This is a genomic window from Bradyrhizobium sp. CCBAU 11361 (assembly GCF_028128935.1).
In the GTDB taxonomy this organism is placed as follows: Bacteria; Pseudomonadota; Alphaproteobacteria; order Rhizobiales; family Xanthobacteraceae; genus Bradyrhizobium; species Bradyrhizobium niftali.
Genome location: NZ_LBJZ01000016.1, coordinates 12,149 through 39,096 on the forward strand (window position 1 = coordinate 12,149; position 26,948 = coordinate 39,096).

The 26,948-nt window shown below is 62.5% G+C and carries 29 protein-coding genes and 1 tRNA gene; 5 read left to right on the forward strand and 25 right to left on the reverse strand.

Features of this window, described 5'->3' with window-relative positions; translation table 11 throughout:
• Window positions 1-1,578: 1,578 nt before the first annotated feature.
• The 8 genes from XI08_RS05680 to XI08_RS05715 all read right to left on the reverse strand — a co-directional run bounded on the left by XI08_RS05680 (window position 1,579) and on the right by XI08_RS05715 (window position 5,310).
• A complete protein-coding gene (locus tag XI08_RS05680) occupies window positions 1,579-1,767 on the reverse strand; it encodes a DUF2934 domain-containing protein (RefSeq protein WP_442869767.1) in 189 nt (62 codons plus the stop codon).
• Entirely contained in the window at window positions 1,764-1,964 is a 201-nt protein-coding gene (locus XI08_RS05685) for a hypothetical protein (protein WP_271573702.1), read from the reverse strand. Before XI08_RS05685 ends, XI08_RS05680 begins: the two co-directional genes overlap by 4 nt.
• Entirely contained in the window at window positions 1,961-2,083 is a 123-nt protein-coding gene (locus tag XI08_RS05690) for a hypothetical protein (RefSeq protein ID WP_271573703.1), read from the reverse strand. The genes XI08_RS05685 and XI08_RS05690 overlap by 4 nt, the downstream gene beginning before the upstream one ends.
• A gap of 211 nt (window positions 2,084-2,294) precedes the next feature.
• A complete protein-coding gene (locus XI08_RS05695; protein WP_271573704.1) occupies window positions 2,295-2,495 on the reverse strand; it encodes a hypothetical protein in 201 nt (66 codons plus the stop codon).
• 125 nt (window positions 2,496-2,620) lie between these two features.
• Window positions 2,621-3,517, reverse strand: coding sequence for a non-homologous end-joining DNA ligase (gene ligD, locus XI08_RS05700; RefSeq protein WP_333927005.1), 897 nt, complete (start codon window positions 3,515-3,517; stop codon window positions 2,621-2,623).
• Window positions 3,518-3,724: 207 nt separating this feature from the next.
• Window positions 3,725-3,931 carry a hypothetical protein gene (locus XI08_RS05705; RefSeq protein WP_271573705.1) on the reverse strand — a complete coding sequence of 69 codons (207 nt, stop codon included), beginning with the start codon at window positions 3,929-3,931 and terminating at the stop codon, window positions 3,725-3,727.
• A complete protein-coding gene (locus tag XI08_RS05710) occupies window positions 3,925-4,158 on the reverse strand; it encodes a hypothetical protein (RefSeq protein ID WP_271573706.1) in 234 nt (77 codons plus the stop codon). The genes XI08_RS05705 and XI08_RS05710 overlap by 7 nt, the downstream gene beginning before the upstream one ends.
• A gap of 270 nt (window positions 4,159-4,428) precedes the next feature.
• Window positions 4,429-5,310 (reverse strand): transglutaminase family protein, encoded by an 882-nt coding sequence (locus tag XI08_RS05715; protein ID WP_271573707.1) that lies wholly within the window; start codon window positions 5,308-5,310, stop codon window positions 4,429-4,431.
• 184 nt (window positions 5,311-5,494) lie between these two features.
• On the opposite strand from XI08_RS05715, the gene XI08_RS05720 reads away from it, so the two are divergent.
• A complete protein-coding gene (locus XI08_RS05720) occupies window positions 5,495-6,403 on the forward strand; it encodes a transglutaminase family protein (protein ID WP_271573708.1) in 909 nt (302 codons plus the stop codon).
• 2 nt (window positions 6,404-6,405) lie between these two features.
• Here the strand turns inward: XI08_RS05720 and XI08_RS05725 are convergent, their stop codons facing one another.
• Genes XI08_RS05725 through XI08_RS05735 form a run of 3 tightly spaced genes read right to left on the reverse strand, consistent with a single transcriptional unit; the run spans window position 6,406 to window position 11,256 of the window.
• Window positions 6,406-6,870, reverse strand: a complete 465-nt coding sequence (locus XI08_RS05725; RefSeq protein ID WP_027548455.1) for a hypothetical protein — start codon at window positions 6,868-6,870, stop codon at window positions 6,406-6,408.
• Between the two features lie 13 nt (window positions 6,871-6,883).
• Complete coding sequence (locus XI08_RS05730; RefSeq protein WP_271573709.1) at window positions 6,884-10,141, reverse strand: hypothetical protein; 3,258 nt, start codon at window positions 10,139-10,141, stop codon at window positions 6,884-6,886.
• A 2-nt stretch (window positions 10,142-10,143) separates the two neighbouring features.
• The gene (locus XI08_RS05735; protein WP_271573710.1) at window positions 10,144-11,256 is read right to left on the reverse strand and encodes a phage tail protein; all 1,113 of its coding nucleotides are present in this window, start codon (window positions 11,254-11,256) and stop codon (window positions 10,144-10,146) included.
• Between the two features lie 451 nt (window positions 11,257-11,707).
• Here XI08_RS05735 and XI08_RS05740 point away from each other — a divergent pair, with 451 nt between their 5' ends.
• Entirely contained in the window at window positions 11,708-12,178 is a 471-nt protein-coding gene (locus XI08_RS05740) for a septal ring lytic transglycosylase RlpA family protein (protein ID WP_271573729.1), read from the forward strand.
• A gap of 685 nt (window positions 12,179-12,863) precedes the next feature.
• The gene (locus XI08_RS05745; RefSeq protein ID WP_271573711.1) at window positions 12,864-13,181 is read left to right on the forward strand and encodes a hypothetical protein; all 318 of its coding nucleotides are present in this window, start codon (window positions 12,864-12,866) and stop codon (window positions 13,179-13,181) included.
• 140 nt (window positions 13,182-13,321) lie between these two features.
• Here the strand turns inward: XI08_RS05745 and XI08_RS05750 are convergent.
• The 7 genes from XI08_RS05750 to XI08_RS05780 all read right to left on the reverse strand — a co-directional run bounded on the left by XI08_RS05750 (window position 13,322) and on the right by XI08_RS05780 (window position 18,065).
• Window positions 13,322-13,399 (reverse strand) — tRNA-Pro (locus XI08_RS05750).
• Window positions 13,400-13,527: 128 nt separating this feature from the next.
• The gene (locus XI08_RS05755; RefSeq protein WP_027548239.1) at window positions 13,528-14,109 is read right to left on the reverse strand and encodes a MerR family transcriptional regulator; all 582 of its coding nucleotides are present in this window, start codon (window positions 14,107-14,109) and stop codon (window positions 13,528-13,530) included.
• 26 nt (window positions 14,110-14,135) lie between these two features.
• Window positions 14,136-14,477: an integration host factor subunit alpha gene (locus tag XI08_RS05760; protein WP_027548240.1), complete on the reverse strand. Its 342-nt coding sequence runs from the start codon at window positions 14,475-14,477 to the stop codon at window positions 14,136-14,138.
• A gap of 134 nt (window positions 14,478-14,611) precedes the next feature.
• Window positions 14,612-15,592 (reverse strand): beta-ketoacyl-ACP synthase III, encoded by a 981-nt coding sequence (locus XI08_RS05765; protein WP_271573712.1) that lies wholly within the window; start codon window positions 15,590-15,592, stop codon window positions 14,612-14,614.
• Window positions 15,589-16,650 carry a phosphate acyltransferase PlsX gene (gene plsX, locus XI08_RS05770; protein WP_271573713.1) on the reverse strand — a complete coding sequence of 354 codons (1,062 nt, stop codon included), beginning with the start codon at window positions 16,648-16,650 and terminating at the stop codon, window positions 15,589-15,591. Before plsX ends, XI08_RS05765 begins: the two co-directional genes overlap by 4 nt.
• A 297-nt stretch (window positions 16,651-16,947) precedes the next feature.
• Window positions 16,948-17,517, reverse strand: coding sequence for a YceD family protein (locus XI08_RS05775; RefSeq protein ID WP_271573714.1), 570 nt, complete (start codon window positions 17,515-17,517; stop codon window positions 16,948-16,950).
• Window positions 17,514-18,065 (reverse strand): ubiquinol-cytochrome C chaperone family protein, encoded by a 552-nt coding sequence (locus XI08_RS05780; protein WP_271573715.1) that lies wholly within the window; start codon window positions 18,063-18,065, stop codon window positions 17,514-17,516. Before XI08_RS05780 ends, XI08_RS05775 begins: the two co-directional genes overlap by 4 nt.
• A 98-nt stretch (window positions 18,066-18,163) precedes the next feature.
• On the opposite strand from XI08_RS05780, the gene XI08_RS05785 reads away from it, so the two are divergent.
• Together XI08_RS05785 and XI08_RS05790 are read left to right on the forward strand one after the other, a co-directional pair.
• Window positions 18,164-18,649 carry an outer membrane protein assembly factor BamE gene (locus XI08_RS05785; RefSeq protein ID WP_177233895.1) on the forward strand — a complete coding sequence of 162 codons (486 nt, stop codon included), beginning with the start codon at window positions 18,164-18,166 and terminating at the stop codon, window positions 18,647-18,649.
• A 117-nt stretch (window positions 18,650-18,766) separates the two neighbouring features.
• Window positions 18,767-19,768, forward strand: a complete 1,002-nt coding sequence (locus XI08_RS05790) for a Bug family tripartite tricarboxylate transporter substrate binding protein (RefSeq protein ID WP_271573716.1) — start codon at window positions 18,767-18,769, stop codon at window positions 19,766-19,768.
• A gap of 276 nt (window positions 19,769-20,044) precedes the next feature.
• Here XI08_RS05790 and XI08_RS05795 read toward each other — a convergent pair whose 3' ends face one another.
• The 7 genes from XI08_RS05795 to nrdR all read right to left on the reverse strand — a co-directional run bounded on the left by XI08_RS05795 (window position 20,045) and on the right by nrdR (window position 26,948).
• Window positions 20,045-22,165, reverse strand: a complete 2,121-nt coding sequence (locus XI08_RS05795) for a sodium-translocating pyrophosphatase (RefSeq protein ID WP_271573717.1) — start codon at window positions 22,163-22,165, stop codon at window positions 20,045-20,047.
• A 266-nt stretch (window positions 22,166-22,431) separates the two neighbouring features.
• Window positions 22,432-23,430, reverse strand: coding sequence for a thiamine-phosphate kinase (thiL, locus tag XI08_RS05800; protein WP_271573718.1), 999 nt, complete (start codon window positions 23,428-23,430; stop codon window positions 22,432-22,434).
• A gap of 175 nt (window positions 23,431-23,605) precedes the next feature.
• Window positions 23,606-24,103, reverse strand: coding sequence for a transcription antitermination factor NusB (gene nusB, locus XI08_RS05805; RefSeq protein WP_027548253.1), 498 nt, complete (start codon window positions 24,101-24,103; stop codon window positions 23,606-23,608).
• Window positions 24,104-24,106: 3 nt separating this feature from the next.
• Window positions 24,107-24,598, reverse strand: coding sequence for a 6,7-dimethyl-8-ribityllumazine synthase (gene ribH, locus XI08_RS05810; RefSeq protein ID WP_011087790.1), 492 nt, complete (start codon window positions 24,596-24,598; stop codon window positions 24,107-24,109).
• A gap of 112 nt (window positions 24,599-24,710) precedes the next feature.
• The gene (locus XI08_RS05815; RefSeq protein WP_271573719.1) at window positions 24,711-25,319 is read right to left on the reverse strand and encodes a riboflavin synthase; all 609 of its coding nucleotides are present in this window, start codon (window positions 25,317-25,319) and stop codon (window positions 24,711-24,713) included.
• Between the two features lies 1 nt (window position 25,320).
• On the reverse strand, window positions 25,321-26,469 hold the full coding sequence (gene ribD / locus XI08_RS05820) for a bifunctional diaminohydroxyphosphoribosylaminopyrimidine deaminase/5-amino-6-(5-phosphoribosylamino)uracil reductase RibD (protein WP_271573720.1): 1,149 nt from the start codon (window positions 26,467-26,469) through the stop codon (window positions 25,321-25,323).
• Entirely contained in the window at window positions 26,466-26,948 is a 483-nt protein-coding gene (nrdR, locus tag XI08_RS05825; RefSeq protein ID WP_007603426.1) for a transcriptional regulator NrdR, read from the reverse strand. Before nrdR ends, ribD begins: the two co-directional genes overlap by 4 nt.

Below are 26,948 nucleotides of genomic sequence, written 5' to 3' on the forward strand. Positions count from 1 at the left end.
TGCGGCTGGCTCGCTACTGACGAACTTTCGCGGCTTGTCGCACGCGGTACAGCGGTATTGATTGCGGTCCATGGCAGCCCCCAAATCGCACAGTAAAAAGAACAAAAGGCCGCCCGCGAGTTCGAACCCGCACCCAACAGATTAAAAATCTGCTGACCGATAGGCTCCTAACGCCACCGGTGATCGGGGGCTTGCGCTATCGCCTGGAGCCGCGTCCGAATGTTGTCCGACGGGCTGCTCGAAAAGCAATGCCACTTGATCTGGTTCGCCAAGAATCGCTGCGGCACACCCCAACATGGTCAATGCCCCCGCAACATCCCATAGCGTTCCAGTTTCTAATGTCGCATTTCCCGACTTTGCCCAAGCCAAGAGCGCAGTGATCATCGCGTCTGAGAAAAATAGAATACTGAGCGCTGGTAAGACGAGCTGGGAATCCAGCAGGAGTATCATCAAGAATGCAGGAGCTGCGACCAGTATGCTCAACACCGCGCATGTGCAAAATGCTTCCCGCCAAGGAGCATTCCTGCTTGTCCAACTCGCGCGAGAAAGGATCATTTGATCCTCCTGCATAAGAGCTTTTCTAACGCCACTCGCCAGCCGAACTATTCTGGTCTAGCTGACCGTTTTCCGACGCCTCCCCATCAATGTTTTGTCCTATGCCGCTGGCTCTCAATTAGTGTAAGAATGCCAGCGGTCACCACGGCAATAACGACGACGGCTGCCAGCGCCTCGACAGAGGCCAAGGTCCCGGACCACTTGTTCCAAAGCTCAATCATGTGCTGGCCTCTCGCGAGAGCGCACCCACGATCGACAAGATCTGCTTTCCAAGGAACGAACTGGGCGATAAAAAAAGCAATGCTACTCATCGTCGCGCGGTGTTTCACCGCGCGGCAAGGTGACTTGTGCGGCACCGATACGCAGGTCGTGCAGTTGTTTGGCGCCCGTATATCGGGTGGCGCCCCGGATCGAGTGAGCGTGCCGGATCATGTCCATCAGCGTGATGGTTTCTTAAAGAGCGCTCTCAGCTGCGCCCACTTGGCCTCGATCCACCTCAAAGCCATGAGAAGAGGCTTCTGTAGAATAGGGATGTCCTGTGCGATAAGAAGAAGGCCCAGAGGCAGCATCCAGAGCCCGAAGATAGGCAGAAAGCTGAAGACGCCTCCTAGGACGAGCAACCCGGCGACAACGACACGGACCCAAAACGAGGATGGTTCTCGTAGCCACAGAATGAAGGTCGACACCTTCGTAGGCACCCGTCGCCGAAACAATTCAAAGTATTTATCCAATTCCGCTTTGACAGAAGCCATCAACTCGACCTTCTCTAATACCAGGGTGCCGCAACCATCCGGAATAAGCCCCCCAAGTCCGCGCCAAATCAAAATATCTGTACAGGAAGCGTTTCAAACCCTTCGGCTTCTCAATGGAGATGATCCGTCTGCGGACAGTCGGGGCCGAGACGTCGCCGGCACTGGACAGGTTCTCCCATGGTGTCTTCTAAAGACCGCCCGCTAAATTTCCTCAGCGTTGCGCAGGGCAGATGATAGCCGGCAAGCGCGGGTACGACGGGTAGCTCCTCGCCTAAAGCGCATCCGGTGTTCGTCGAGGTGAGCTTTGATCCTGGTTGATCAATTCCTGTTCGGCCAAGCGCCAGAACTCCTCGTCTCGCCCTTCCGGCTTTCCCGCCTGTTCCCACAGCTCGTAAGCGCGGGCCGCAATGCTCTCGTCAATCCGATGGTTCATTTGTAGCCCCTTCTTGTTCGTGCTCAATTGAGTCGCTTGGGATCGGTCTCAATTTCTACAATGACCGCCTCGATGTCGGGTACGCCATCGACGCCGCTGTTGCAGACACACGGCATACCGGCGCCACACTGGCAGCCTCCCACACCTTCGGTCCACGCCTTGTCCGGATGATTTTCGCAGACCCAACCGAGACCATGGCAAACTGTGCAATGGGAATCGGTCATGCTGCGATCACGCGTCGATGGCGTTGGTAGGCTTCGATGGCGCGCTCGCCCGCACGCTCCAAATAATTCCAGGCGATCTGGATGGAAGACTCAATCAGCCAAGGGATAGGTTCGCTCATTAAAGCAGAACCCGCAGCACCGCCCGCCGTTCCTAGTGGACTGTCGACCGGTACTTCGCCTCGACGACCTCCACGTTGGCTCGCAGTCCTGCTTTGTGAAGTCTTAGGAGGCCTTGTGCCAACTGCCGCAGATCGTTTCGAGCGGGGCCGACCGGCGTCTTGCGAGCCCGCCTAAGCAGTTGAGCCGCGTGAACTATCAACGGAGATTTTTTCATTTTGGCGGCTGCAAGCCAGGGGACCTGAGCCAGTCATTCATGTGCGAAGCTGTTTCTGCCTGCTTCGCTTTGCGAAGAAGATGTTCGCGTTCGAGACCCGGCGGCATTGCCTGGACCTCCGCCCTCAACCTCTCGGCTTCCTTTGCAAGACGTTGATCCAAAGTTTCGGTTTGTTTGAAACGACGCCGTTTCTGCATGGCGCGCTCCTTTCGTTAGAGAAAGGCGGGAGCGCAATTGGCGTTCTCATCACCGATATAAGCCACGATCCGTGCGGTGATAGAGTCATCGTACACCTCAAGTCGGAAACCAGACCTAACAAACGTCAAGACCTGGAGAATCCTTTTAGGGCACTGGCACGCAGCAGTCCTTCTGACGTGATATCGCGATACTCAATTTCTGCTGCAAAAACAGGCTCAACCCAGGTGGCTTTCGGCTTCTTGAGCTGCTTACTCAGTTTACTCTTTGGACTAATCACGGCGTCGAGAGCCCGACGCATCTTGGCGGACGTAGTCCGGTCCCAGCCCGTTCCGACCTTGCCCATATAGACAAGATTCTTACCTTCTTTTTTTCCTAAATATAGCGCGGCGACGCCGGATGGATCTTTGATGAATCCGACCACGGGAAATTTGCCCTTCTGGACAGTCTTTATTTTTAGCCAGCCTTCGTTGCGGTCAGAACGGTAGGGCGCATCGACACGCTTGGAGACGATGCCCTCATAGTTCAGCCTCGCGGCGCCCTCGAATAATTGATGGCCGCCACCTTCGAGATGGTCGCTGTACAGAACGGGAGGATCAAGCATGTCGATCAGCTCTTTCAGAATCTCCTTGCGCTTGAGTTGCGGCTTGCTCCGAAGGTCCTCTCCGTTGTGGAAGAGGATGTCGAAGGCATAGAACAGCATCCGATCCTGCCGACCTTTGGCCAGGTCTGCCTGCAGCTTCGAGAAGTTGGTGCGCCCTTCATGGACGACGACAACCTCGCCATCGAAGATGGTCTGACTTTTCAGCCTGAAGGCGCCAGCAATAGCCGAGAACCGCTTTGTCCAGTCATGGCCGTTACGGGTGAAGATTTTTGCCGCACCTCGATCGACGTGGATTTGCACCCGGTAGCCGTCGTATTTGATTTCGTGAATCCAGCCCTCGCCCGCAGGGGCTTTCATTTTGAGGGTCGCCAGCTGGGGTTTAATGAACCGCGGCATCACTGCCTTGATACGCTTCGCCACTTACGCAACTCACAAAAAGCCTGCCGTTGGGTCAACGGCGGGCAGTCTATCCATGAACTACACGCGAGGCCGTAACTACAACGCCGCCTCAGCGTTCCTCAATACAACCGCAAACGCGTTTTCCGGTTGTATTTTCAACGTCAACGAGAACGCCAATCGAACGACTGGAGAACGCGATGTGATAGAGCGTTCTCCTGGAGCAACACCTCACCCAATGCTGTGCGGCTTGTTGAGGAAGAAGGCGCGATTACCCATCGCCGCTTCCGCATACTGGTCGATCGCGACCTGGATCGCCTCGATGTGCGGCCTGCACCAGCCTTCACGACAGCACAGCCGCCGCGTCTGTTCGAGAGACTTGAGGAACTCGGGTGGGTTCGTCATGTCGGAGAAATACTTCGGTCGCTCGCCTACCATTTCCGGCCTCCCAAAACGCGCGTACGCGTCTCCCGCGGTTCAGCCTTCTTCACCTCGTCTCGCTGGGCAGCAAGCTGCTCCACCTTCGCCTGCATCCGGGTCAGGAGCGCTTCAGCCGAAGCCGTCCCTATTCCGGCCCGTTGAAGCTGGAGGATTTCCTTGCGTTGCCGACCAATCTGCGTGCGCATGCGCTCGATTTCCGAGCGGAGATATTCGAGTGTGGGCACGACCAAACCTGGATTTTGCCCAATAGAACGAAACGCGAACCCAGAGTCAATCGGGTCGGGTATCAGAAAAAAAACGCCGCCCGCTTAAATGAGCTCAGGTGGGAGCTTTCCAGCCCCGATAGGGTGCATCACGCACCTTGCGTGCTATCGTCGAGAAGCAGGCCGAGATGTCGGGGACGTCGGCTCAGCAGATGGCGCCCCTCCAAGAGGCCGGTCCCCCACGGCTAGCTTGCGATCGAAGTACCAGACAAACTAAGTGTCAAATTCGAATCAAGCGAACTGCCGCTGGACCAGTAAACTGTCGCTTGACGTCTCCACTCGTGGCTGTAGCGAAAAAGCTTCGTCAGCCGGCACCTCTTCAGTCAGCACTTTGAAGCGCGCAAGCCTCGTGGGGCCGAACGCAGTTGAGATCGCCACGTCCGCGGCATCCCGACCGCGTGCAATCACCACTCGACCAATGCGGGCGTGGTTGTGCCGCGCGTCGAAAGTGTACCACTGTCCGCCGATGTAAGCTTCAAACCAGGCGCTAAAATCCATGGGCGCCGGATCAGGCGGAACGCCGATATCACCGAGATAACCGGTACAATATCGCGCTGGAATGTTCATGCATCGACACAGTGCCACAGCCAAATGCGCGAAATCTCGGCACACCCCTACTCGCTCCTGGTGGCCCTCAGAGGCCGTGCGATCGCTCCGGGCAAAGTGGTAGCCAAATTGAATGCGGTCGTGCACATAGTCGCAGATGGCCTGGACGCGCTGCCAGCCGCCGTTGATCTGACCAAACGTCGACCAAGCAACGTCTGTTAGCTTCTGCGTATCGCAGTACCGGCTGCCCAACAAATACATCAACGCCTCGTCCGGCAACTCGTGGAGGGGAACTTGAGCAGCATTCGGCGCGACCGCATCGGGCAGACCGCTATCCGCGACAGTGAATTCGTTGCGAATCTCGATCAGGCCGGTCGGTGCAACAAGGCGAGTGCAAATATTGCCGAAGACGTCCGTGTAATTTTTGGCCAGCACCTTCGGTGACACCTGGAGAGTATGGTCGGTCAGGATATCTGCATGTCGCGAAGGATGGACGGTGAGCATGAGCACCATCGGAACATCCTGAAAGCATTCGAACGCGATATCGTAGCCTGCCCGGATCTTCAAAGCCGTCTCCCTACCCGTCGCCGTTGACCGTGACAGACAAAGCGCACCCAGCCCTGATTTGTTCCTCGCTCTACTTCGGCTATGCTGCTGAAATGAAGGACAGTTGTGCGGGACGAACAAATCGATTTCCGCTGGCGGACTACCGGCAAGACCGGGTCTTATCTTGCGGTTCCGAGCGCATGCGATGACCATTTACACCGTCCACCACAGCACTGCTTATCGCTATCCCCGGCCAGTAAAGCTGGGCCAGCATCAAATGCTTTTTCGTCCGCGAGACAGTTTCGATCAGCGGCTGCTCGACTGCCAACTTGCGATAAAGCCGGATCCCATCGAGATCCGTTGGATACACGACGTGTTCGGCAATTGCCTAACGTTGGTTGACTTCAATATCTCGGCAGAGGATCTGGGGTTTGAAACAACAATCCGTCTCGAGCATACCCCGGAAAATGCTCCCGACTTTCGGATCGAGGAATACGCTCGGGAGCATCCGTTCGCTTATGACGACAATGAGCTGCCGGATTTAGACCCATACATCCGTCGCCATTATCCAGCCGATACAGCCGTCCCCGAGTGGCTTTCCAAGTTCGTGCCGCTCGGCGTTAATCGCCCTACGGGGCAGTTGCTCATGACGCTCAACGAGGCTATCGCGGAGGGATTTTCCTACCAGCGCCGCACAATACGAGGCACCCAAACACCTGCGGAAACCATAGGTCTTCAACGGGGGACTTGCCGCGACTTCGCGCTGCTGATGATGGAAGCCGCGCGCTCGCTCGGCTTCGCCGCTCGCTTCATCACTGGATACGTCTATGTGCCCGATCGCGATGGACCGACCCGGCTCGGAGGCGGATCGACGCACGCCTGGTGTTCAATCTATGTGCCGGGTTCGGGCTGGGTCGAGTTCGATCCGACCAACGGCATAGTAGGGAATCGGGACCTTATCAGGGTTGGCGTTGCTCGGACCCCGGCTCAGGCTATCCCCCTTTCAGGCAGCTATTGGGGCGATGCCGGCGACGATGCCAGCATGGAAGTCACCGTCAATGTGAAGTCGGAGCCGATCGCCGAAGCCGAGATCGCATCCAAAGCAATGCCTTAATCTCACCGCAGATATTGAGAGACGTCCTTAGCCCTCGACGCCAACTCGCTCTCGACTTTGTCGATTTCCGTCTGGTTGCGCTCAATGAAGGCCGCGAGCTCGTCTCGAGACATCTCAGACAGCGCCTTCTGTTGTGAGGACGTGTCCCTGCGAGTAGGAGCAATGTGCCCTGCCCGGTCTAACACTTTGATGGAAAGATCCGCGCGGACGCGGGCGCTAACGCTTGTATCCTGGAGGAGCGACTTGGCGACTCGATAAGCGAGCGGAGCGCCCACCACGGCAAGGTCAAGCTGGATCGATTCCGAGATCGCGGCCGCGACCGCAGGCAATCGCATTGTCTTATAGACCGACTTAGGGTGATAGCCGGCGAGCTCGGCAGCTTCCTCGGGCCGCTTACCCTCATTGACGATGAACCGCACAAGGGTGCGTTGCTGATCGGTGAGATCGTATGGCGCTAGAGAAGGCATCTACTTCCTCTGTTTAGTCGTCGCGCGAGGCGTTCGCCGCGGCAATCAATCGACGCAAGTCGATATTGTATGCAGGCACATTCGGATTCTTTACGGGCCGCTCCAGGAGATAGGCCGCCACGTTCGGATCGAACCAAGCCATGTGAATGATCTCGTCCGCATTCTGCTTGCTGGAAGGGAGCATCTCGAGGAGCAGCTTGAACCGCTTAATCAAGCCGCCGCCAGCGAGATCACCCTTGAAGTGGCGAACGGCCAACTGAGCCCAGCCAGGAACATTGAGCTTCTCGGCGGTATCAGAGCCAACGGTCGCCCGCTTTTCGGCCTCCTTGAAATACGACAGGATCTTGTGCGCTTGTCGGAGATTGCTCATCTCCTCCGGAGAGAACGTCTTCGCGAGCAGTGATTCATTGTCTTTGAACTCCCGTGCCAGTCGGGCAAATTGAACGTCAAGCGTCTCGCCCACCTGCCGAGTGCCTTGAACCTTATCTGCCAGGACCTCGGATACAGCAGCCTTCCAGCCGCGCACCGCTTGCGGGTCGTTTTTGATAAGTGCGTTGATCTCGTCCAGCTTGGTTCCGGCGTCGTATTTGCCGCCGAGCAGCTTCTGAGCAACGTCACGAGGATCCTCGCGAAATAAGGTACCGACTGCCGATCGATCAATTTCAGCTTCAGTCGCCTTGTGAGCCGCTCGCGCCGTCTCGAGGTCCGCACGCGCTTGCGTCGACATCTGATCTCCACGACGCGCGGCCGCGGTGATGTCATCGAACTCACCGCGCACCAAGGGAAATTGCGCTAATACGTCCGCATTGTTTCGTGCCCATGCATTCGCCCGGATCGAGTTGACTGTCCCGTCGTTGTTGAGGGCAGATTTGGCGAAGTCCGCACGGAGATAGTCGCGAAGCGCCGCGTATCCGGCCGGCGCCGCCGGCGACCCTTCGAGCGCGCGCGGCAAGGCGGCCGCGTTCTCGGCGGTGTTGAGGAATCGAGCCGCGGTGGCACTCGGCGGCGTCCCCGCACGGTTGAGCTGACCGTCGGCGTCCTGGCCGCCTCGATCGAGCTCGCGGGTCAGTCGAGCCATCTCGTCATTGCGCTCGGGCCGGAAGCGATCCGCGAAGCGCCGGTAGTTGGCATTTGCTTCCGAATAGCCGGGAGCTTCTTCGATCGTGCGGTTCAAGGCGCTGCGAAGCGAGTGCAGATTGTCCGCCAAGTCGAAATTACCGGACGCCTGCGCCCGCTCGATAGCTGGACCGATGAACTTACGCAGATCAGCCAGATCGCCGCCATTTACCGTGCCGGGGCCACCCACATTGACCATTTGGCCGCTTTCGGGAGCGTGTTCGACCATCTGCGGCCGAAGGGTGTCGAGCCGCCGCATAAAGTCTTCCGGCAGAACGCCTGGGGCCAGTCCATTTGCGCGCGCGCGGACCCGATCGACCGCGCCAAAAATATTGTCGGCCGGCAGCTCGTCGGCACGACCGGGGGCGGTGTCGAACAACCTGTTTTTCTCTGCTCGCGCTGGGATGTAAGTCCGCTCGACGAGGGCCTCGTCTAACCGCCGCGAAGCATTTGCTTTGACTTCGCTGTTTGCAAGCGCGCCGAGCGGTTCTCCTTGGTCTGCCCGGATTTGATCGACAGCTCGGGTCGCATCTTCCCGCTGGAGGATGTCGTTCTCCGCGGCGCCCATTCGCTCCTCACGCGCCTGCGCGGCGCGGCGCATTACGGCGCCGAGGTCGGCTTCCGGATCTCGCATGGCCTCGACGCGGTCAGCCGCGGCCGCCTTCACATTCTGGTCGCGCTTGATGAAGTCCGGAGCGGCTTTGAGGCGCGCGCCTTGTTCTGCGGCAATGAGGCCAGGATCGCCCGACAACAGGCCGGACGTCGGCATGGCTGAATTTTGCAATGGCGAGGCGCCTTCCTCTGCCGGCCGCGACAAGGCCGCGGCGTTCTCGCGGATGTCTTGCGCCAGCGCGCGTGGCGCGCCGGATGCGGCGTCTTGGATCTTCGCGGCCGCTCGATCGACATCGGCGGTGCTATATGGCGCCCTGGTGTTCGGGTTGAGCGGGATCGGCGCCGAAGCGGAGCCAAACGACTTCGCCGCGACGTTTCGGATTAGGCCCGCAAGCCCTTCCGTCATACCTTGGAGGTTGTTCGCCCCGATGGCGCCGACGACAGGCGCGAGCGCGTTGGCGACCGCCTTAGGCCATGTGTCCCCGACAACAGCGTGCTCGGGAATGTAGTCGTCCGCTGCATTCACCGCGACGCCGGAGCCCATGCCGCCGATCGTGTCGCCGAAAAGCGTCCGCGCCGGCGCCTCGGTGTAAGGCCGGGACAGGTGGTCGAAGACGCGTCCAACAGCCGTGTCGGCCCGAGTTGTCGCGGCGGCGACGCTCGGAGCTCGAGCGGCGAGCATGGCGCCCGTGCCGAGTGCCTGGGTGCCGAACCGGTTGACGTTGTAACCGAGCTTCTCGCCCGGGGACATCTCGCTCTCGGGAATGCTGAATGGTCCGGTGGCTTTCTCGACCAGCTTGGACGCCGGCGTGGCCATGGGGATATTCGTACCGAACAGCTTGTTGACGCCGCCGACGACGAGATTCTGTGCTCCTGCGACGAGGTCGAACGGCCCCGTCACGATGTCGGTGAGGCCCTTGCCAACGCCTTGGGCGCCGACGGCCAGGCTGTGAAGTGAGCTCGGAGCGGTGTTTGGCTTCGGCGTGGCGTCGGCCGGCGAGACGTAGATACGGCCTTGGGGCGTGGTGACAGGAGCGGATGGTGCGGCAGCGGGCGGCGCGTCGGGAAACGCCGCGAACGGGTCATGATCGACAGGCACGAGCTTTGGCTGTGTAGGTGCGGCCGGCTGAGCGAAAGGATCGTGATCCACAGGCACGAGCGTGTTGCGATCGAGCGTATAGCCGGGGGGAAGCGGTGGTATCGCCGTCCCCGCTGGCGAGTCGAGTTTGTAGCCCGGCGGTAGTGGAGGAATAGGTGATTGCCCCGGTCCGCCGTAGTGCCTTTGCAGAGCTTCGGTCATCACCTTATTTGAGGTGTCGGCGGAAAATTCGACGATCGCGCCATCAGGCCCTTGCGCATGGATCGGCTGCGGCGCAGGCACAGACCGAGCGTCTCCGGCCATCGGAAAACGGCGATCGGAAGCGGTCACGTCAGCAAGTTGCGGAGCGCGCGGACGGGAGGTCAGTGCTCGCTGGATCTCCGCTTGAGTGAAGTCGTCGGGAAACTCGTGACGTTGACCTTCGAACTCGACCAATTGCGGCATCGTCAGTGCGCCTTGATGAGGTAGTTCAGCACGATCGTCGGCTGGACGTTGTTGTGCGCACCGCCCCCGCCGGTACTTTGTATCGATACCCCCGTCGTGGCAGAGTTCGTACTCGCGCCTTGAGCACTTGCGGTGAGGCCGACACCGTTGCCGTTCGCTTCGAAGCCTGCGCGGAAAACCTGAACATAACCGTGAGTATGGCCGGGATCGGTGACGCCGTGGCCGTGCGACGGCATTTGGGCCGTCGTCAGCGCGTGGTTTTCCGAACCACCCGTTGCGCCGAGTGCAGGCGATGCGCCGAAATAGCCGGACGAAAGTCGGCCCGCGCCGCCATCCACACCCGCCGGCACGCGACCACGCATGTCCGGAAGTGTGAAATGCGAAGCGTCAAGTGCGCCATAGGTCGTGCCGAGCGCCGCAAATAGCGCCGGATAGTCGGCACGCTGCACTGATTGACCCACGCATAACAACCACCCATCAGGAGCCGACGCACCCGCGTACGGCATCAACGCGCCGGCAGGAATCACCTGATTGGCGTCGCCGGCCAGCTTCGTGAAACTCACCGCAGAGTCCGCGATTTTCGGATTGGTGATGCCTTGGTCAGCCACCTTGTTCGTGGTGACCGCGCCGGTCGCTATCTTGGTGTTCGAAACGACGCCGTCTGCCAGCTTGTTTGCCGCGACCGCGCCGTCCGCCAGCTTGGCCAACGTAATTGATCCATCCACGATCGCAGAAGCCGCCGTGAAGTCAGCAATCCCGTCCCATTTGCCGAGCTCGAATGTCGGACCTGACGTATGCGTCGTGTTTGCGATGAAGAAAGTTGAGTCGTGGAAGACCGTATTGACGTTCGCGGTATACAGGACCCCGCTCGCCCACTGCGCCGGTGCGGCAAAACCGAGGCTGACGCTGCTGTCGAACTGCGCGCGACCGACGCTGCCCCGTTTCAAGACACCATCGGCATCTTGAATTTTCGCCAGGCTCTGTTGGGTGTCGTCGAGGGCGATTTTGACGGCATTGAACTCGGCGTCGAGGTCCGTGCCGGACTGCTGTTTCGAAGGATTTTCGGCGCTGAACAGCGCAAAGGACGTCTGACGGTCGTAGGGCGTTGATGACATTGGTCGCCGACGGGGTGAGAGGAAAAGCGCGGGATTGCGCGATGGGTGCCGTCGGCGAAGCGGCGTTGCGTCCGTGGATATAACTTTAGAGTACGAAAGTGAGCAGAAGGTTACGGCGCGGGATCGTCACTCAGAGGCCTCTGCGTTTAAAATCTTATAGCCCATTTGACGCACACCCGTCCGGCCAGATGACGCGCCCCTACCCTTATGCAGGACTGACAAGGTGTGGCGTGATGCGCTGCAACGAGACCGCCGCTTTGCTGCATTGCGTCTCGCGAATCCCGCGCCCCATTCGGTAACATCGGTATGCATTCACCTTTCGCCCACACAGGAAAGCGTATTCAGGAACGCGCCTCGAAAGATCGCATTGTCCTTCCACTTTAAAATTGCAGTGAGGCCGACCATGCGTCTTCTTTGTAGAATAGTCGCCATTGCAACAGTCCCAGCGTGGATGTGGTTACATGTAGACTCTGCTGCGGCACAGGACTTCAATGATAGGTGGTCTATCATTCCAAACGCACACGCCGAGCCCGCCCCTCAGGCAACGGAGGAGACCAACCAGAGCCAGCAGGCGCAGTCTCCTATCGAGCAAGAAGCGCCGCAAACTTCGGAAGACCGCTCAGCTACTCGATCTTTCAACCGAGTGTTTTCCGGGAAGGCTTCCTTCTACTCGTATTCGAAACGGAAGACAGCCAGCGGCGCAACGTTCGATCGGGATTCGCTAACTGCAGCTCATCGCAATCTGCCGTTCGGCACGCATGTTCGCGTTACTGACCTCAAGAGCAGAAAATCGGTGGTCGTTCGTATCACCGATCGCGGACCATGGGTTCGCGGTCGCGTCATCGACCTCTCGCTTGGCGCCGCTCGCAGCTTAGGAATTACCGATCGTGGCGTCGCCCAGGTTCGCGCAGTGGTGCTTTAGCCGCAACTCGACGCCCTGCGAGGACAGCATCCGCCGACCGCCAGTAACCCGGTCAACATCCGGTTCCTCTAGAAGCGGTGCGACTACCCTGAACTTCTCGGATTTACAAAATTAGCCGAGCGGCATTGCGGCCTTTTGACTGCAAATAGGCGCCTCCCCCCGAGGGGGTAGTGTGCGGCCGTGGTGGGCGGCGGTCGTGCCCTGCCCGTCGCATGCCGGCGCGCCTCCAATTTTCTGGGCCCGTCACCGATCGTATCGACGAGACACCTCGAACTTCATCTAGCGCTCAAGCAGGAGTGCGCACGACTGTGCCTTACGAGCTAAGTGGTTGGTCGCGCACAAACTTCGAGTAACAAAGAGCCTTACAGCACAGGTATTTCTTGTATTGTGTTGCGCGATTGCAAAACCCGACAAAAGCGCTGAAATCGACAAATACGCAAATCCGATCAAGCGCTAAGCCGTCTGGTTTTACGTATTAGACTTTTCCAGACAAAATATTCGTTGCTCAATTTTCAACTGAGCGCATCCTGATTGCGGGTCGAAAGCCCGAAACACTAGCCGATAGCCAATCCGGTGAGCGGCAATCACAAATCTTGTCCAGGGGCCGCGCGCGTATGTCCAAGGCGCACGCCCAAAGGTGCGCGGGGCCGTCTAGTGTCGGTCATTTCGCCCCTGGACTCGCATCTTGCTCGAAAGGCAAAACACTATGCGCAGCTCAATCGCCCTCCGCACCTTAACGAACTCGAATGACCTCGGCGCGCTGCTCGCCCGCCGCGGGACCGACCTGATCCTGGCTATCGAGGATGGAAATGCCCTAGTTCGCTGTCAGGTGAGCTCAGCGACCGCCGCAGCTATGCTGGCGCCGCTCAAAGGCAAAGCCGCCGGCCAGTTCCGCCCCCTGCCCGGCAATTTGGTCGAGATTGACGCCGCGGTGACACTCGCCGCCGCTATCCAAATGCTGGAGGCAAAGGCCGGCGCCGAAAGCCGGCAGCGCCTGAACTGACGTTACTTTCGGGCGGTGCAAAGTCCGCCCGACGCGCTTAGAATCGGCGCTCGTGCTTCCCCGGTGCTTCCCCGAGGTTGTGCGAGCGTCATCGGCTTTTGATAGGAGCGAAAATGTCCCTGCAATCGCAGTTTGTTAGATGGTCGGAGCGAGAGGATTTGAACCTCCGACCCCTAGTCTCCCAGACTAGTGCGCTAACCGGGCTGCGCCACGCTCCGAACGTCGTTCCATTAGCTAGGATCGCCGCTTTGCGCAAGGCGAGGTCGCAGCATTTTGGTATCGCGATCTGGTTGGCTCCGAGCCCAGAGCCCCGGAACTGCCCCACAAAGCCGGCGGAATGCGGCCCCTAGCCATCCTTCAGCGCCAGGTCCAGCATCTCCCGGCAGGCGACGAGGTCGGCGAGTACCCGACCCAGCCGCTCCCGGTCCAGCGCGCTGGGGCCGGCGGGCGCGGCGGGGGTGCCGCCTTTGCGGAAGGTGGTGAGGATCTCCTCGTCGTCGACCTCCGTGAAGCGGAAGTCGATGCCTTCCTCTTCGTCGCCCTGGTAGTCGTCATCGTCGGCGTCAGTGACGCCCTTGATCGGCGCCTCCTCGTCGTCCGGCTCCATCAGGCTCGCGCCGATGGCGTCCTCGATGGCCCCGAACGAGACCGCGGCCGCGCCGTCGGCGAGCCCCTGCACCGATTTGACGCCGTGCTCCTTCAGTATCCGTTGCACCCCGCGGATGGTGTAGCCCTCCCCGTAGAGCAGCCGGCGGATGCCCTTGAGCAGGTCGACGTCGTCGGGGCGGTAATAGCGGCGGCCGCCGCTGCGCTTCATCGGCTTGATCTGGGAGAACCGGGTCTCCCAGAAGCGCAGCACGTGCTGCGGAATGTCGAGTTCCTGCGCTACTTCGCTGATGGTTCGGAACGCATCCGGCGCCTTGTCCAAATGCCAAATCCTTATCCGAAAGGCGATTACGCCTCGGGTTGAGCCTTGCTGGCATCGCCATTGGTGCGGTGCTGGGAGTTGATCCGCTGCTTCAGGATCGCCGACGGCTTGAACACCATGACGCGACGCGGCGAGATCGGCACTTCGGTACCGGTCTTCGGGTTGCGGCCGATCCGCTGGCCCTTCTTGCGAACCATGAAGGAACCGAACGAGGACAGCTTCACCGTCTCGCCCTTCTCCAGGCAGTCGGTGATCTCCTTCAGCACGAGTTCCACGAACGCAGACGATTCCGTCCGCGACAGGCCCACCTTCTGGTAGACGGCTTCGCAGAGATCAACACGCGTTACGGTTTTACTTTGATCGGTCATCGCCCTGCCCCACATCACGGCGAACAATTGTTGTCTGAAATTATGAGCTTACGATACGGCGGTCAACAGCGCTCATCAATGCATACGCATCGATAATCGGCGCTGATTCCGGCAAAATTTTATCGACTGTGGCTCTACCAGCGCACCAGCGCCGAGCCCCAGGTGAAGCCGCCGCCCATGGCCTCGAGCAGAATCAGGTCGCCGCGCTTGATGCGGCCGTCCCTGCGCGCCACCGACAGCGCCAGCGGGATCGAGGCCGCCGAGGTGTTGCCGTGACGGTCCACCGTCAGCACCACCTTCTCCGGCGCGATATGCAGCTTGTGCGCGGAAGCGTCGATGATTCGCTTGTTGGCCTGGTGCGGCACGAACCAGTCGATGCTGTCGGCGTTGAGCCCGGTCGCCTCGAAGGCATCGACGATCACGTCGGTGATCATGCCGACCGCGTGCTTGAAGACCTCGCGGCCCTCCATGCGCAGATGGCCGACGGTCTGGGTCGAGGACGGTCCGCCGTCGACGAACAGCTTTGCCTTGTGGCGGCCGTCGGAGCGCAAATGCGTGGTGACGATGCCGCGGTCGGTCGCGGCACGGCCCGGCTGCTCTTGCGCCTCCAGCACGACCGCGCCGGCGCCATCGCCGAACAGCACGCAGGTGCCGCGGTCGTTCCAGTCGAGGATGCGCGAGAAGGTCTCGGCGCCGATCACCAGCGCGCGCTTGAAGGCGCCGGTGCGCAGGAAATTGTCGGCGGTGGCGAGCGCGAACACGAAGCCCGAGCACACTGCCTGCAGGTCGAAGGCCGCGCCGTGGTTGATGCCGAGCCCGTGCTGCACGGCGACAGCCGTCGCGGGGAAGGTGTTGTCAGGCGTCGAGGTCGCCAGCACGATCAGATCGATCGACTGCGCGTCCACGCCGGCATCGGTAAGCGCGGCCTGCGCCGCCTTGATCGCCAGGTGCGAGGTGAACTCGCCCTCGGCCGCAATGTGCCGCTCGCGAATGCCGGTGCGCTGCACGATCCACTCGTCGGACGTGTCGATACGCGCCGCCAATTGGGCGTTGGTCACCACCTGCTCCGGCAGGTAGGAGCCGCAGCCGAGCACGACCGAACGAATTTGAGTCACGAAACATCCTCCGGCGCGGGCTGCACGGAACTTAGTGCACCACCCTCGCGGTTGAGCGTCTGATTGATCTTGTTCAGGAGATCGTAGTGAGCCATCTCATAGCCAACATCGATCGCATAGGCAAAGCCTTCGGCGCTGGTTCCGCCGTGGCTTTTAACCACCAGTCCTTTGAGCCCCAGAAACACGCCGCCATTGGACTTGTTGGGGTCCATCTTGTCCCGCAGGGCCTGGAACGCGCTGCGCGCAAAGAGATAGCCGAGCTTGGACAGCCAGCTCCGTTGCATCTCGTTACGGAGTAATTCCGCCATCTGCCGCGCGGTTCCCTCGGCAGCCTTCAGCGCGATGTTGCCGCTGAACCCTTCGGCGACGATGACGTCGGCCAGCCCCTTGCCGATGCCGTCGCCCTCGACGAAGCCGATATAGTCGAGCTCCGGCAGGTTCCTCGCCCGCAGGATCTCACTGGCTTCGCGGATCTCCTCGTGCCCCTTGATCTCCTCGGCGCCGATGTTGAGCAGGCCGACCGTGGGACGCGGCTTGTTGAACAGGACGCTTGCCATCGCCGCGCCCATGACGGCCAGCGACACCAGATGGTGCGCATCGCCGCCGATGGTGGCGCCGAGGTCGAGCACGACGGACTCGCCGCGCTTGGTCGGCCATATCCCCGTGATCGCCGGCCGGTCTATGCCCGGCAGCGTGCGCAGGTGGAAGCGCGACATCGCCATCAACGCGCCGGTATTGCCGGCGGAGACCGCGACCTCCGCCTCGCCCTTCTTCACCGCATCGATGGCAAGCCACATCGAGGAGGTCCTGCGGCCACGGCGCAGCGCCTGGCTCGGCTTGTCCTCCATGCTGACGGCGACGTCGGTATGAACGATCCTGGAAGCGGCCTTGAGCGCGGGGTGTTTCTCGAGTTCGGGCTCGATCCTGGCGCGGTCGCCGACCAGCAGGAATTCGGTCTCGCGATGCCTCTGAAGCGAGATGGCGGCACCTGGAATGATCACGGCGGGGCCGACATCGCCTCCCATGGCGTCAAGCGCGATGCGAACCTTGCTTAGCATAAAAGTCCTGGAAACCTGGTCTGGTGCGGTCTTGAACGAGCGGGAGCCGCGAAATGGGTTCGCCACGGACATGGCGACGGCCAGGCGTCACGCCGCGCCCCGACCGGGGCGCGACAATAGCGTTTTGTTATCCCGAAACAACCTCTTGCCCCCAGCCTTTTGCATTCGTGGCGACGTGGCGGCAAACGCGAAAATTCGAAAGAAATATATAGAAATCAAATAGATGAAACAGGCTTTCAAACCACTCCCGCAAAGGCCTCGCGCGGCCTGGCAAGCGGTCTTACGGGGAATCGGCAGCTACTGGCCTTTCTTCTTGTCCTGAAGCGCCTTCAGCGCTGCGAAAGGATGGTCCTCCGGGTCGAGGGCAACGACCTCCGCCTCGAACACGGCCCCAGGCTTGCGCGGATAGGGGTCGATCGCCAGGAACAAGGCATCGGTGGCGAGCCGGCCAAGGTCGATGGTGCCATTGATGATGGCCTCCGGCGGGTCGATGACCTCCGGCGGCTCCTCGTCGTCCTGCCCCTCCTCGATCAGGTCGGACAGGCGGCGCGCCTCGGCCTCGGGGGCGAAGGTCAGGTCCACCTCCTCCTCGATCTCGTTCTCGATCGGCTCGAGCGTGACCACGCAGGTCTGGCCGACCCGGGCGCGGACGTGGCCCGTGACATGGAGCCGGCCGCCGCTTTTCGGCACGACGTCGAAGCTGGCATTGGCGGACAGGATCTCCCGCACGCCCGCAACCTCGGCCATGACCTTCCGTTCGGCGGCCGATGCCTCGATCTTGCGGTGCAAGCCGGTGTCGGGAATCTGCGCAACGATGACGGGGACCCGCCAGGGATCGGGCTCGGATCCAGTGTTCGGTCGGTTCATGGCGTGACATCCTCGGAAAGCGCCGGGGGAAAGTTGAAGGACGCGCGGAGCAGCGCGGCCTCGTCGGTCCGGCCGAGATCGGCATCCGTGGCCCGCGCGTAGGCCGCGAGCCGCTTCGCCCGGTCGAGGCCAGCCCCATTCAAGATATTCTTGCAGATCGCCGCCGCCAGCGGCTCAACGCCACCTTCGATCGCCTGGTCGTAGGCCTGCACCCGGCCGTAGAAGGCCTCGCCGAAGGCCCGCATCCGCTTCGGCACGGTCTGGTCGCCCACCCCCATCTCCCGCAGATTGTCGTCCATGTCCTCGCAGAAACGGTCGAACAGCGCCTGCGACAGCTCCGTGGCGCCCTGGACCGTGCGCAGGCGGCGCAGCAGCAGCCAGAGATGGAGCAGCAACAGGTCGAAACGCCCGTTAACCGTATCCGGCACGCCCAAGTCGCGGTAAAATATGGGTTCTCGCGCCTGCGTCACGATCATGCCATAGATGGCTTCAATGGTGCCCGGCGGGGCTAGGCGGGGTTTCCTGAAGTGATTGAACGGCCAAAGCATTGTGGTTTCCGCAAGCGGGCGCGCGCGTGTTGCATTCAGAGCCTCCGCCCGGTACTTCAGCGCCTCGCGCGACGCAAGGGGACGGAATCAGTTCCGCTATGACGATAACGAACCAGACCAGCCCGCGCGCAGACAAGCGGCGCGGCCTTCATGCACGCTGGCGCGGCCTGCGCATGGCCGCCGCTGCGGCCTTGGTCGGCGTGGCGCTCGCGGGCTGCACCGGCGAGCAGTTCCAGAAGGGCTACATCCTGCCGCCCGGCGCACTCGAGCAGATTCCGATCGGCGCGAGCCAGGACCAGGTGCTGATCGTGATGGGCACGCCCTCCACGGTCGCGACCCTCGACGGCGAGGTCTTCTACTACATCTCGCAGCGCTCCGAGCGCAAAGTCGCGTTCATGAATCAGCAGGTGGTCGATCAGCGCGTGATCGCGATCTACTTCGACAAGAACCGGCGCGTGCGCCGGCTGGCGAATTACGGCCTCCAGGACGGCAAGATCTTCGACTTCATCAGCCGCACCACGCCGACGTCGGGCCAGGAGATGAGCTACCTCACGCCGCTGTTCAAGCTGCTCAGCTTTAACTGAGCCTTCAGCCTGCGGCGTCGTGCCGCCGTCTGCGCGGCACTTGCGCTCGCGCGCGGCTTGCCGTTGCGCGCCGGGTTCCATACGCTCCCTGCAAAACAAGAAGCAGGGAGTGGATTCGTGCCGAAAACGTTGTTGTCCCGCCGCCGCGTGCTCACCGGTGCTGCCGGCCTGTCGGCCGCAGCGATCCTGCCGCGATCGAGCCTGGCGGACTGGAAGCCCACCGAAAACGTCCGCCTGGTGGTGCCGGCTGCAGCCGGCGGTTCGACCGACGTCATGGGCCGGCTCCTGGCCGCCCACCTGCAAACCGCCTGGGGCCAGTCGGCCGTCGTGGAAAACCGCTCCGGCGGCGGCGGCACGATCGGCACTGCCGAGGTGGTTCGCGCCAAGCCGGATGGGCACACCATCCTGATCGGCAATCCCGGGCCGAACGCGATCGCCTACAGCATCTTCAAGAACCTCACCTACAAGCCGGACCAGCTCCAGCCCGTCTCCAACATGATCCGGATCCCGAACATCGTCTCGGCGCATCCGAAGACCGGCATCAAGTCGATCGCCGAGCTGATCGCCTATCTCAAGGCCAATCCGGACAAGCTCAGCTATGCCTCCTCCGGCGTCGGCCAGAGTCCTCACCTCACCGGCGCCTGGTTCCTCCAGCTCACCGGGATGAAGATGACGCACATCCCGTTCCGCGGCGCAGGTCCCGCGCTCCAGGCCGCGCTCGCCGGCGACATCCAGATCCTGTTCGACAACCTCTATCCGAGCCTGCCGCAGGTCCAGAACGGCACGCTCACCGGCCTCTGCGTGACGACCACCGAGCGCAGCGACCTCGCGCCGAACCTGCCGACGATGCGCGAGAGCGCGCCGGAGCTGGCCAATTTCGACGTCTCGTCCTGGTTCGCGGTGTTCCTGCCGAAAGGCGTCCCTGCCCCGGTCCTCGAAGCGCTCAACCTGCAAGTGAAGGCGATGCTGGAGCGCGACGACATCAAGAAGAACATCGCCGCCATGGGCGCCCGCGCCGACTACGGCACGCCGCAGCAGTTTGCCGACTTCGTGGACGCCGAGACGAAGAAGTTCGCCGGCATCATCCAGAAGGAAGGTTTGCAGATGGATGTGCAGTAGGCGGGCCCGCTTTCGGCGCCGGAGGTTTGAACCAGTTGAAGGCGATGAGGACGGCCGCCGCCAGCGCGACCGCCAGCATTGTACGAGCACCGGATTGCCGGCCACCGGCTTGCACCCTACCGCAAGTCGGACAGACCGTGTCGGCGATCAGCATGTCGCAGCCGCACCGGATACATCTGGTCGTCTCGAACTTCATGGCGACGGTCCCCCGTAAGGCGCACAACAAAAAACCCGCGGTTTGCACCGCGGGTTTGTCGTTTGTAGAGCCCTACAAGTTCAGTGCGCCAGGATCGCCAGCAGCAAGAGCGCCACGATGTTGGTGATCTTGATCATCGGGTTCACCGCGGGGCCGGCCGTGTCCTTGTAGGGATCGCCGACGGTGTCGCCGGTGACGGCGGACTTGTGGGCATCACTGCCCTTGCCGCCGTAATGGCCGTCCTCGATGTACTTCTTGGCGTTGTCCCAGGCGCCGCCGCCCGAGGTCATGGAGATCGCGACGAACAGGCCCGTCACGATCACGCCGAGCAGCATCGCGCCGACCGCCGAGAACGCCGCAGACTTGCCGGCCGTACCGCCTCCGGCGATCGCGTAGATCAGGAAGTAGACCACGATCGGCGACAACACCGGCAGCAGCGAGGGGATGATCATCTCCTTGATCGCCGCCTTGGTCAGCAGGTCGACCGCCTTGCCGTAGTCCGGCTTGTCGGTGCCCTGCATGATGCCCGGCTTCTCGCGGAACTGACGCCGCACCTCCTCGACGATCGCGCTCGCCGCACGGCCCACCGCCGTCATGCCCATCGCGCCGAACAGATACGGCAATAGACCACCGAACAGGAGGCCCACCACCACATAGGGATTGTTCAGCGAGAAGTCCGGATTGACGCCGGCGAAGTAGGTGTGATGCGCGGAGTCCGCAACGAAGAACTTGAGGTCCTGGTTGTAGGCCGCGAACAGCACGAGCGCACCGAGACCGGCCGAGCCGATCGCGTAACCCTTGGTGACCGCCTTGGTGGTGTTGCCGACCGCGTCGAGCGCGTCGGTCGACTTGCGCACCTCTTTCGGCAGGCCCGCCATCTCGGCGATGCCGCCGGCGTTGTCCGTCACCGGACCGAAGGCGTCGAGCGCGACGATCATGCCGGCCAGCGCCAGCATGGTGGCCGTCGCGATCGCAATGCCGAACAGGCCGGCAAGGCTGTAGGTGACGAGGATGCCGGCGATGATGACGATCGCAGGCAGCGCGGTCGCCTCCATCGAGATGGCAAGGCCCTGGATCACGTTGGTGCCGTGGCCGGTCACCGACGCAGCCGCAATCGACTTCACCGGACGATAGTCGGTGCCGGTGTAGTATTCGGTGATCCAGATGATCAGCGCGGTGACGATCAGGCCGACGACGCCGCACTCAAACAGCGACATGCCGGTATAATCGACACCGTCGAGCTTGCCGAAGCCGATCAGCGTGTAGATCACCACGGCAATGCCGATCAGCGACAGCACGCCGGTTGCGATCAGTCCCTTGTAGAGCGCGCCCATGATCGACTGGCTCGGCCCGAGCTTGACGAAGAAGGTGCCGATGATCGAGGTGATGATGCAGATGCCGCCAATGGCGAGCGGCAGCGTCATCATGCTCATGAGGATCGGCGTCTTGGCGAAGAAGATCGCCGCGAGCACCATGGTGGCGACCGCCGTCACCGCATAGGTCTCGAACAGGTCGGCGGCCATGCCGGCGCAGTCGCCCACGTTGTCGCCGACGTTGTCGGCGATGGTCGCGGGGTTGCGCGGATCGTCCTCGGGGATGCCGGCCTCGACCTTGCCGACGAGGTCGCCGCCGACGTCCGCACCCTTGGTGAAGATGCCGCCGCCGAGACGGGCGAAGATCGAGATCAGCGAGGCGCCGAAGCCAAGCGCCACCATGGCGTCGACGACGACGCGGCTGTCAGGCGCCAGCTTCAGCGAATAGACCAGGAAGCCGAAATAGAGGGTCACGCCGAGCAGCGCGAGACCCGCCACCAGCATGCCGGTGATCGCGCCCGCCTTGAAGGCGAGCTCGAGGCCGCCGGCGAGCGACGTCGTCGCGGCCTGGGCGGTGCGCACGTTGGCGCGAACCGAGACGTTCATGCCGATGAAGCCGGCCGCCCCCGACAGGATGGCGCCGATGGCAAAGCCGATCGCCACATAAAACCCGAGGAAATAGACAAGCAGCAGGAAGATGACGATGCCGACGATACCGATGGTGGTGTACTGACGCCGCAGATAGGCCTGTGCGCCTTCGCGCACCGCAGCTGCGATCTCCTGCATGCGCGGCGACCCCGCATCCGCGCTCAACACCGAAGACGTCGCCCAAATCGCGTAGACGACGGAAAGCACTCCGCAGAGCACTATCAACCATAATGCTGTCATGTGATTTTTTGCCTCAGATCCTTGATGTACCCCCGGCGCCTTTTATTGTCCGTCGTGCGGTGCGGCGCCTTGATTTCGAACAAGGCCGCCCCTTTCCCGAAGAGGCGGCCTCAGTCGGTCGCGAGCTTGCCAAAATCAACTTGATGGTGCAACGCCGGAAGCGGCCGAAAAAGCCGATCTCGGCAAGTATTTAGGCCAAGTCGTGAGCAAGTCCTGAGCACCAGGTCATGAGCCCAGAGCCTGGACGCCGCGATTTGGAGCAATTCCTAGAAGTGGCTGTAGGACAGCCGCTTCAAAACCAGTTCCTGGCCCTGCCCGTCCAGGAAGCGCGGCCGCGCGCCGCCCGCGACGATCGTGCCGATCGCGGTGACCGCAACGCCGACGGCCCGCCCCGCGGCAATCAGCGCATCGCTTTGCACCGGCGGCACGGTGCACAGCACCTCGTAATCGTCGCCCCCGGCAAGCAGCGTCTCGACGCAAACGGCGTTGCGCGCGATCAGGTCCGCAGCGGCGGCCGAGAGCGGCACGTTCGTCACGTCCACGAAGGCCGAGACGCCCGACGCCGCGCAGAGTTTGGTCAGGTCGCCGGCGAGCCCGTCGGAGACATCCATCGCGGCCGACGCATGATCGCGCACGGCCCGCGCCAGAACGTTGCGCGGCTGCGGGATGCGATAGCGCGAGACCAGAGCTTCCCTTGCAGCGGGATCGGACGCGAGTGCCGCGGCCACCACGCCGCCCGTGAGCACGTCGAGGCCGAGCGCGGCATCGCCGATCGTGCCCGTCACCAGGATGCGGTCGCCCGGCCTTGCGCCGGTGCGGCCAACCATCTGCCCCTGCGGCACGCGGCCGAAGGCGGTGATCGAGATCATCTGCGGTCCCGGCGTCGACACCGTGTCGCCGCCGAGCAGCGGACACGCGAAGGTTTTCGCATCCTCGCCCAACGCATCCGCGAACGGCCTGAGCCAGGCATCTTCCCTGCTCCGCAGCGCCAGCGTCAGGACGAAGCCGGCGGGCACAGCGCCCTTGGCGGCGAGATCGGACAGGTTCACCCGCAGCGCCTTGCGCGCGATGGTGTCGGGTGGATCGCCGGCAAGATAATGCACGCCCTCGACCACGGCATCGGTGGTGACGACGATGTCGTCGCCGGAGGAGGACAGGACCGCGGCATCATCGACCAGGCCGAACGCACCGGGATCGGTCGCCAGCGGCTTGAAATAGCGCGCGATCAGGGAGTCTTCGGCGGAGGGATTGTGCGCGTTTGCCATCAACGTCAGCCACACCAATGGCTGTCATCGCCCGGCTTGATCGGGCGATCCAGTACTCCAGAGACGATCGTATCAAATCGATAGGCCGCGGCGTACTGGATGCCCCGCCTTCGCGGGGCATGACAGCGGAATATGGGGCAGCCACATCGCATCACTTCACCGCCCTCGCGGATGTCTACCCCCGCCCGAACTCATCGCCGCGAAACTGGCGGCCGATCTGGTCGAGCACCGCGTTCACCATGCCGGTCTCCTCGCGGTCGACGAAGGCATTCGCAACGTCGACATATTCGGAAACGACGACACGGCCCGGCACGTCCTTGCGATGCTGGAGCTCATAGGCCCCTGCCCGCAGCACTGCGCGCAGGATCGCCTCGATCCGCTTCAAGGGCCAGCCCTTCGACAGCGCCTCGTCGATCAGGGGGTCGAGCTTCTTCTGGTCACGCACGACGCCGGAGACGACGTCGCGGAAGAACGCGGCCTCGGCCGGCAGGTAGGTGTCACCCTCGACCTCGTTGCCGAGCCAGTGGCTCTCGAACTCGGCGAAGATGTCGTTGATGCCGGCGCCGGCGATGTCCATCTGGTACAGCGCCTGGACGGCCGCGAGCCGCGCCGCACCGCGCCGGTTCGCCTTCTTCTCCGGAGCGCCCGCCGGCTTCTTGTTGTTGTCAGCCATGGCTCAGGCCCGCGCCAGACGGCGCTTGATGCGCAGCATCGCCAGCGCCGCGCGCGCGGCATCGCCGCCCTTGTTGAGCTCGCTGGCGCGCGCCCGCGCCCAGGCCTGCGCCTCGGTGTTGACGGTGAGGATGCCGTTGCCGAGCGGCAGCTTGCGCGAAACCGCAAGGTCCATCAGCGCACGGGAGGATTCCTGCGAGACGATCTCGAAATGGATGGTGTCGCCGCGGATCACGCAGCCGAGCGCGATCACCGCATCATAGGGCTTGCCGTTGGCCGCTGCGGCATCCACGGCAATGGCCACCGCCGCCGGGATCTCCAGCGCGCCGGGAACCGTGATCACGTCATGCGTCAGGCCGGCGGCCTTCAACTCGGCCACCGCACCGTCCAATAGCGCGTCCTGGAGATCGTCATAGAACCGCGCCTCGACAATCAGCGCACGTGCGCCGGAAATGTCGGTCTGGTCCTTCAGGGGTGCGCGCCGCGCGTCTGCCATGGTCAACCTATTCTGTCATTGCTGGGCTTGCCCCGGCAATCCGTCGGGCAAGCCCCTCTTAAGAGGATGGATGCGCGGGTCAAGCCCGCGCATGACGAACTTTATCCGCCGGTCACTTCATTTCCGTCAGCCGCGCTGCGTAGCGGGCCATCAGATCGACCTCGATATTGACCTCGGCCCCCGCCTTCCAGCCGCCGATCGTCGTGACCGTCAGCGTGTGCGGGATGATCAGCACCGAAAAGGTCACGTCCGCAACCGTATTGACCGTCAGCGAGACGCCGTCGAGCGTGATCGATCCCTTGGTGGCGATGAACCGCGCCAGCTCGCGCGTCGTGGAGAGCACGAACCGCGCCATGTCGGGCAGGTCCTCGCGGCTGACGATAGTCGCAATCCCGTCGGCGTGACCTGCGACGATATGGCCGCCAAGCTCGTCGCCGATCTTGAGCGCGCGTTCGAGATTGAGCCTGGTGCCGACCTTCCAATGCTTTGCCGTCGTCAGCGCCAGCGTCTCGGCGGCCGCATCGACGTCGAACCAGGTTTTGCCGCCCGCGACACCCGAAGCGACGACCGTGAGACAGACGCCATTGCAGGCGATCGAGGCACCATCGGCAATGGTGGTCTGGTCATAGCGGCAGGCGATGCGCAGCCGGTGCAACTGGCCCTGCGCCGTTGGCGTGAAGCTGACGATCTCGCCGAGATCGGTGACAATGCCGGTGAACATGTTAGGCGCGCTCGTAGATGGTGAGAGTATCCCTGTCGAATGTTTCGCTAGCATGAACCTTGTAGGCCTGCGACTGCGTGATTTTCGACAGGGGCAATGCATCGAGCGCATCGACGCCGCGACTGCCCACCTCTTCCGCGCCGCGGAACAGCCAGATCTCGTCGACGAGATCGGCCGCCACGAACGACGCCGCAACGCGGCTGCCGCCCTCCACCATCAACCGCGAGATGCCTTTCCCGGCCAGCGCATGCAGCGCGGCCGGCAGATCGAGCCCGGAGGCGTTCCCCGCCGGTATGCGGATGATCTGCGCACCGGCGGCTCCAAGCCGCATGGCGGCCGCAGCCTCGGCGAGTTCGGAGCCCGCCACCCACAGCGGCGTCTCACGCGCGGAGCGCACGAGCTGGCTCGATGCGGGGATGCGCAGGCTCTGGTCGAGCACCACGCGCACCGGCGAGCGCGCCGCCAAGCCCGGCAGGCGGCAGGTGAGAAGCGGATCATCCGCCAGCACCGTGCCGATGCCGACAAGGATGGCATCGCTCTGCGCGCGAAGCAGATGCACGCGGTCGCGCACAGCTTCGCCGGTGATCGCAACCGGCTTGCCGCCGGCGGCGCCGATCTTGCCGTCGGGCGAGACCGCGAGCTTCAGGATCACATGCGGGCGCTTGTCACGGATGCGGCGGAAATGCCCGGCGTGGTCGAAGGCGGCCTCCGCCGCGCACACACCGACGTCCACCGTGATGCCGGCGGCGCGCAGACGGGCATGGCCCTGGCCTGCGACTTCAGGATTGGGATCCTCGATCGCCGCCACCACGCGCGTGATGCCGGCGGCGATCACCGCGTCCGCACAAGGCGGCGACTTGCCGAAATGCGAGCAGGGCTCGAGCGTGACGTAGAGCGTGGCCCCGCGCGCCGCCTCACCCGCTCGCCGCAGCGCTTCGGGCTCGCCATGCGGACGTCCGCCGGGTTGCGTCCAGCCGCGGCCGACGATGACGCCATCTTTCACGATGACGGCGCCGACAGCCGGATTGGGCCAGGTCCGCCCCTGCCCGCGCCGGCCGAGCGCCAGCGCAAGCTGCATGAAGCGGCGATCGGCGTCCTTGGATTCGCGGATCTTCTGCGCGAACTGATCCTCCAGAATGCGGAAGATCATTTGCGGATCGCGGCGAGCCGCGCTTCCTCCTCGCCGGAAAGCTCGCCGAGCACGTCGGCGAAATCCTTGGCCTCACGGAAATTGCGGTAGACCGAGGCGAAGCGCACATAGGCGACGTCGTCGAGCGTGCGTAGATGCTCCATCACGGTCTCGCCGATCACCTCGGAGGAGATCTCGGCTTCGCCCCCGGTCTCGAGCTCGCGCACGATGGTGGAGACCATCTTCTCCACCCGCTCCGGCTCGACCTGGCGCTTGCGCAAGGAGATCGACACCGAGCGCATCAGCTTGTCGCGGTCGAACGGCACACGGCGGCCGTTGCGCTTGATCACCGTGAGTTCGCGCAGCTGCACGCGCTCGAAGGTGGTAAAGCGGAAATTGCAGGCGACGCACACGCGCCGCCTGCGGATCACGGACGAGTCCTCGGTCGGACGCGAGTCCTTTACCTGCGTATCGAGACTGTTGCAGTTCGGGCAGCGCAT

Bases quoted from the DNA above. Each gene is read 5' to 3' on its own strand.
- plsX (WP_271573713.1), bottom strand. From the start codon at position 16,650: ATGCTAAGCAAGGTTCGCATCGCGCTTGACGCCATGGGAGGCGATGTC.
- XI08_RS05795 (WP_271573717.1), bottom strand. From the start codon at position 22,165: ATGACAGCATTATGGTTGATAGTGCTCTGCGGAGTGCTTTCCGTCGTC.
- XI08_RS05730 (WP_271573709.1), bottom strand. From the start codon at position 10,141: ATGCCGCAATTGGTCGAGTTCGAAGGTCAACGTCACGAGTTTCCCGAC.
- XI08_RS05725 (WP_027548455.1), bottom strand. From the start codon at position 6,870: ATGCCTTCTCTAGCGCCATACGATCTCACCGATCAGCAACGCACCCTT.
- nusB (WP_027548253.1), bottom strand. From the start codon at position 24,103: ATGGCTGACAACAACAAGAAGCCGGCGGGCGCTCCGGAGAAGAAGGCG.
- ribD (WP_271573720.1), bottom strand. From the start codon at position 26,469: ATGATCTTCCGCATTCTGGAGGATCAGTTCGCGCAGAAGATCCGCGAA.
- XI08_RS05760 (WP_027548240.1), bottom strand. From the start codon at position 14,477: ATGACCGATCAAAGTAAAACCGTAACGCGTGTTGATCTCTGCGAAGCC.
- XI08_RS05740 (WP_271573729.1), top strand. From the start codon at position 11,708: ATGTGGTTACATGTAGACTCTGCTGCGGCACAGGACTTCAATGATAGG.
- XI08_RS05780 (WP_271573715.1), bottom strand. From the start codon at position 18,065: ATGCTTTGGCCGTTCAATCACTTCAGGAAACCCCGCCTAGCCCCGCCG.
- XI08_RS05695 (WP_271573704.1), bottom strand. From the start codon at position 2,495: ATGCAGAAACGGCGTCGTTTCAAACAAACCGAAACTTTGGATCAACGT.
- XI08_RS05705 (WP_271573705.1), bottom strand. From the start codon at position 3,931: ATGGTAGGCGAGCGACCGAAGTATTTCTCCGACATGACGAACCCACCC.
- ribH (WP_011087790.1), bottom strand. From the start codon at position 24,598: ATGGCAGACGCGCGGCGCGCACCCCTGAAGGACCAGACCGACATTTCC.
- XI08_RS05785 (WP_177233895.1), top strand. From the start codon at position 18,164: ATGACGATAACGAACCAGACCAGCCCGCGCGCAGACAAGCGGCGCGGC.
- XI08_RS05720 (WP_271573708.1), top strand. From the start codon at position 5,495: ATGACCATTTACACCGTCCACCACAGCACTGCTTATCGCTATCCCCGG.
- XI08_RS05690 (WP_271573703.1), bottom strand. From the start codon at position 2,083: ATGAGCGAACCTATCCCTTGGCTGATTGAGTCTTCCATCCAGATCGCC.
- thiL (WP_271573718.1), bottom strand. From the start codon at position 23,430: ATGGCAAACGCGCACAATCCCTCCGCCGAAGACTCCCTGATCGCGCGC.
- XI08_RS05775 (WP_271573714.1), bottom strand. From the start codon at position 17,517: ATGAACCGACCGAACACTGGATCCGAGCCCGATCCCTGGCGGGTCCCC.
- XI08_RS05815 (WP_271573719.1), bottom strand. From the start codon at position 25,319: ATGTTCACCGGCATTGTCACCGATCTCGGCGAGATCGTCAGCTTCACG.
- XI08_RS05735 (WP_271573710.1), bottom strand. From the start codon at position 11,256: ATGTCATCAACGCCCTACGACCGTCAGACGTCCTTTGCGCTGTTCAGC.
- XI08_RS05685 (WP_271573702.1), bottom strand. From the start codon at position 1,964: ATGACCGATTCCCATTGCACAGTTTGCCATGGTCTCGGTTGGGTCTGC.
- nrdR (WP_007603426.1), bottom strand. From the start codon at position 26,948: ATGCGCTGCCCGAACTGCAACAGTCTCGATACGCAGGTAAAGGACTCG.